At 75.3% G+C, this 5,168-nt stretch carries 2 protein-coding genes; both read left to right on the top strand.

Annotated features, from left to right (window positions below; translation table 11 throughout):
- The coding region (locus tag ABZ793_RS34500) for an acyltransferase domain-containing protein (protein WP_357465164.1) at nt 1–2,777 on the top strand (2,777 nt) is incomplete at its 5' end.
- 339 nt (nt 2,778–3,116) lie between these two features.
- The coding region (locus ABZ793_RS34495; protein WP_357465162.1) for a type I polyketide synthase at nt 3,117–5,168 on the top strand (2,052 nt) is incomplete at its 3' end.

Raw genomic sequence — 5,168 nt, 5'->3', positions numbered from 1 at the left:
TGGTCGCCGCCCGGGGTCGGTTGATGCAGGCGTTGCCGGCCGGTGGCGGGATGCTGGCGGTGAACGCGGCCGAGGTCGATGTGTTGTCCACGCTGGACGGGTTGGTCGACCGGGTGGGGATCGCTGCCGTGAACGGCCCGACGTCCGTCGTGGTGTCCGGCGATCTGACGGCCCTGGACGGGGTGGAGGCTGCCTGGCGGGACCGGGGCGTGCGGACGCGCCGGTTGACCGTCAGTCACGCGTTCCACAGTCCGCTGATGGAGCCGATGCTGGCCGAGTTCCGGTCCGTCCTGGAGGGCCTCGCCTTCCGGCCGCCGCTGCTGCCGGTCGTGTCGAACCTGACCGGGGCGCTGGCCGACGGCGACGAGATCCGCACGGTCGACTACTGGGTGCGGCACGTCCGGGAGGCCGTACGCTACGCCGACGGGATCCACGCCCTGCGGGACGCCGGCGTGGACATCTACCTGGAGATCGGCCCAGCCGCCGTGCTGACGCCGATGAACGCCGACGTGCTCCCCGACGGCGCCACCGCCGTCGCCACCCTGCGGGTCGGTGTGCCGGAGGTGACGGCGCTGCTGACCGCCGTCGCGACCCGGTACGCGACCGGCCGGGACGTGGACTGGGCGGCCGTGCTGACGCCGCTCGCCGGCCCCCGGCCGGCCGTGCGCGACCTGCCGGAGCTGCCCACGTACGCGTTCCAGCCGCAGCGGTACTGGCCGACCCTGGCCACGCCGCTCGGCGGGGCCGCGGACCAGGCCGACACCGAGTTCTGGCGGGCGGTCACCGACGGCGACCTGGACCGGCTGGGTATCGACGCCAGCCAGCCGCTGAAGGAACTGCTTCCGGAGCTGGAGTCGTGGCGGCGCCAGCAGCGGCAGGACGGCACGCTCACCGGGTGGCGGTACCGGGTCACCTGGCGGCAGCAGCGGTTGACTGGCGGCGAGCCGGGCCGTTGGCTGCTGGTCGCGCCGCCGCGGGAAACCACGGAAACGGTCGCCGACGCGCTGCGGGCGGGGGGAGCCGCCGTGCACGTCCTCACGGTGGACCCGGCGACGGCTCACCGGGACGGTCTCGCCGCCGACCTCGACCGGGCCTGCGCGGAGCACCAGCCGACGGCGCTGCTGTCGCTGCTCGCCCTCGACGAGGCGCCGCACCCCGAGCAGGACGCGCTGCCGTCCGGGCTCGCGGCGAACCTGCTGCTCCTCCAGGCGCACGCCGGCCGGGAGGCCGGGGCGCCACTGTGGCTGGCCACCACCGGGGCGGTCGCCAGCGACGACGAGCCGGCGACGCGGCCGTGGCAGGCCACCACCTGGGGCCTCGGCCTGGCCGCGGCGCTGGAACACCCTCGGCACGTCGGGGGCCTCGTCGACCTGCCCGGCGCCGTGACCGGGGAGCACTCCGCCGCGCTGGTCGCCGCGCTGACCAACGTGGAGGGGGAGGACCAGCTCGTGGTCCGCGCGTCCGGCGTGCACGTGCGGCGCCTGGTGCGGGCCACCGGCCCGGCCGGGGGTACGGGCTGGTCCCCGCAGGGCACCGTCCTGATGACCGGCGGGGCGGGGGCGGTCACCCGGCACACCACCGCCTGGCTGGACCGGCACGGCGCCGCCGTGGTGCCGCTGGACCAGCCGGCCGGCGGGAAGTTGACCGACCGGATGGAGCAGCTCGCCGCCGACGGGCGGCCGGTGACCGCGCTGGTGCACGTACCGGCCGACACCGGCACCGTGCCGCTGGCCGAGCTGACCCTCGCCGACCTCGCCGCGGACCTGCTCGCCACCGTCGGCGACATCCCCCGGTACGCCGACGAGCTGGAGAACCGGGCCCTGGGGGCGCTGGTGCTCTGCTCGTCCACCTCGGGGGTGTGGGGCTCCGGCGGCCGTTCCGGCCAGGCGGCCGGCGACGCCCTGCTCCAGGTTCTCGCCGCCAACCGGCGCCTCGCCGGCCTGCCGGTGACGTCGGTGGCGTTCGGCCCCTGGGCGGACGGCCTCGCCGACGCCGACCTGGAGCAGCTCGGCCGGCGCGGCCTGCCCGGCATGGACCCGGAGCTGGCGGTCGCCGCGCTGCGCCGGGCCGTGGCCGACGGCGCGCAGCTCGTCGTGGCCGACGTGCGGTGGGACCGGTTCGTGCCGGCCGTCGCCGCCGTGCGGGCCCGGCCGCTGTTCGGCGAGGTTCCCGAGGCGCAGGAGGCGCTGCGCGGCCTGCACACCGACGAGCCGGCCGACGACGGGGCCGCCGCCGCGCTGCGCGAGCGGCTGCGGCCGCTCGCCGACGCGGAGCGGGACGCCGTCCTGGTCGACCTCGTGGTCACCCAGGCCGCGGCGGTGCTCGGCCACCCGGGCACCGGCGAGCTCGGCCCGGCGCGGGCGTTCCGTGAGGTCGGCTTCGACTCGATGACCGCGGTGGAGCTGCGTAACCGGCTCCGGGCGGCCACCGGGGTGAGCCTGCCGGGCAGCGTGGTCTTCGACTACCCGACCCCGCTGGCGTTGGCCCGCCACCTGCGCACCCTCGTGGTGGAGGAGGGGGCGACCGCGACCGCCGGCCTGCTGTCGGAACTGGAGAAACTGGACGGCCTGTTCGCCGCCAGCGCCCCGGACCAGCTGACCCGGCAGAAGCTGCTGGTGCAGTTGCAGGCGTTCATCGCCCGCTGGGGCGAGGACCGGCCCGCACCGGCCGAGGCCCCCGTGACGCAGACGCTCGAGGGGGCCAGCGACGCCGAGATCTTCGAATTCATCCATCGGGAGCTCGGCGGTCCCGGCGGCAATGCCGGCGGGGTTTTCTGAACAATTGGTCGCCCATTTGTGGGGCGCGCCCACGGGGCCGGCCGCGGCGGCTGACATTGCCACCGCCGCCGGCCCCGCGGGGCCGGCGGCGGGGCGTTGGCAGGCCAGCCTGCGACCGCTCCGGCGGTGGTCCTGCTAGGGGCGGCCGTAGGGGACGCTAGGGGTTGTGACCGCTGCCGGCCGGAACTTACCTTCCTCCGGGAAGTAGGACCTGGTGGGCACTGCAACGCTGTTGATTATTGCAATTCGTGGTCGGGCTGAATGGGCTGTGGTGTCGCGGCTTGAAGCGTCTGTGGACGGTATCTGGTCGTCTTTTTCCGGCCCGAAAAGGTGGCGCTAATGGCGACTGAAGACACTCTCCGGGAATACCTGAAATGGGTTACCGCGGACCTCCACCAGACCAGGAGGAAGCTCGGAGAACTCGAGGCGGCCCACCGGGAGCCCATCGCCATCGTCGGTATCGGCTGCCGCTTTCCCGGCGGGGTGCGCTCGCCCGAGGACCTGTGGCGGCTGGTCGCCTCCGGCCGCGACGCCATGTCCGACTTTCCCACCAACCGCGGCTGGGACCTGGAGCGGTTGATCCACCCGGACCCCGACCACCCCGGCACCTCGTACGTGGCACAGGGTGGGTTCCTCGACTCGGCCACCGAGTTCGACCCCGGCTTCTTCGGCATCTCCCCACGTGAGGCGCTGGGCATGGACCCGCAGCAGCGGCTGCTGCTGGAGACCTCGTGGGAGGCGTTCGAACACGCCGCCATCGACCCGGCCACGTTGCGCGGCCACCAGGTCGGCGTCTTCGCCAGCACCACCGTCCAGGATTACGCGGCGCTGCTCCAGTCGCCCCCGCCCGGCGTCGAGGGGTACGTCCTCACCGGCACCGCCGCCAGCGTGGTCTCCGGCCGCATCGCGTACGCGCTCGGGCTCGAGGGCCCCGCCGTCTCCATCGACACCGCCTGCTCGTCGTCCCTCGTCGCGCTGCACCTGGCCTGCCACGCCCTGCGTCAGGGCGAGTGCACCCTCGCGCTGGCCGGCGGCGCCACCATCCTGTCCACCCCCAGCGCATTCGTCGGCTTCTCCCGCCAGCGCGGGCTCGCCCCCGACGGGCGGATCAAGGCGTTCGCCGCCGGCGCCGACGGCACCGCCTGGGGCGAGGGCGCCGCCATGCTGCTCGTGGAGCGGCTCTCCGACGCCCGCCGCAACGGCCACCCCGTTCTCGCCGTGGTGCGCGGCAGTGCCGTCAACCAGGACGGCGCGTCCAACGGCCTCACCGCCCCCAACGGCCCGTCCCAACAGCGGGTCGTGCTCCAGGCCCTGGCCAGCGCGCGGCTCTCCCCGGAGCAGGTCGACGCGGTGGAGGCGCACGGCACCGGCACGAGCCTCGGCGACCCGATCGAGGCCACCGCCCTGCTCGCCACGTACGGCCAGGGGCGGCCGGCGGACCGCCCGCTGCGGCTCGGCTCGGTGAAGTCGAACATCGGCCACACCCAGGCCGCCGCCGGCGTCGCCGGGGTGATCAAGATGGTCATGGCCCTGCGGCAGGACACGCTGCCGGCCACCCTGAACGTCGACGAGCCCACCCCCCACGTCGACTGGTCGGCCGGCGCGGTGTCGCTGCTGACCGAGGCGCTGCCGTGGCCGCGCGGGGAGCAGGCCCGCCGCGCCGGTGTCTCCTCGTTCGGGATGAGCGGCACCAACGCCCACGTGATCATTGAGGAGGCACCCCAGGAGACCCCGGACGCCACCACCGCCCCGGTGGCGTCCGGCGCGGGCGCCGCCGCCGGGGAGACCGCCCCGGTGGCGGCGACCGACCCCGCCGCCGCGCTGGTGCCCGTGGCGCAGCAGCCTGCCCTGCTCGCCTCCTCCGCCACGGTCTGGTCGCTGTCGGCCCGGTCCGCGTCCGCGCTGCGGGAGCAGGCGGCCCGGCTCGCCCGGTACGTCCGTGACCACGGCGACGTCGACCCGGCCCGGCTGGCCTGGTCGTTGGCGACCACGCGGTCGGCGTTCGAGCACCGGGCGGCGGTGGTGGCCACCGACCCGGCGCAGTTGTTGGCCGGGTTGGACGCGGTTGCCGCCGGCACCCCGGCCGGCACCGTCGTCACGGGGGTGGCGGGTGAGCCGGGCGAGGGCCCGGTCTGGGTGTTCCCCGGCCAGGGCGCGCAGCACGTGCGGATGGCGGCGGAGCTGATCGGCGCCTGCGCGGTGTTCGACGAGGCCCTCGCCGAGTGTCAGGCGGAGTTCGACCGGTGGCTCGATATCGACATCCGCGCGGTGCTGACGGACACCGACGACTCTTGGCTGGGCCGTTCCGAGGTGGCCCAGCCGGCGTTGTTCGCCGTCGGCGTGGGTCTGGCGCGGCTGTGGCGGCAGGCCGGCATGACCCCGAAGGCGGTG

This window comes from Micromonospora sp. NPDC047465 (assembly GCF_040643125.1).
In the GTDB taxonomy this organism is placed as follows: Bacteria; Actinomycetota; Actinomycetes; order Mycobacteriales; family Micromonosporaceae; genus Micromonospora.
The sequence above is the reverse complement of the archived record's forward strand: the minus strand, read 5'-3'. Positions and strand labels throughout refer to the sequence as shown.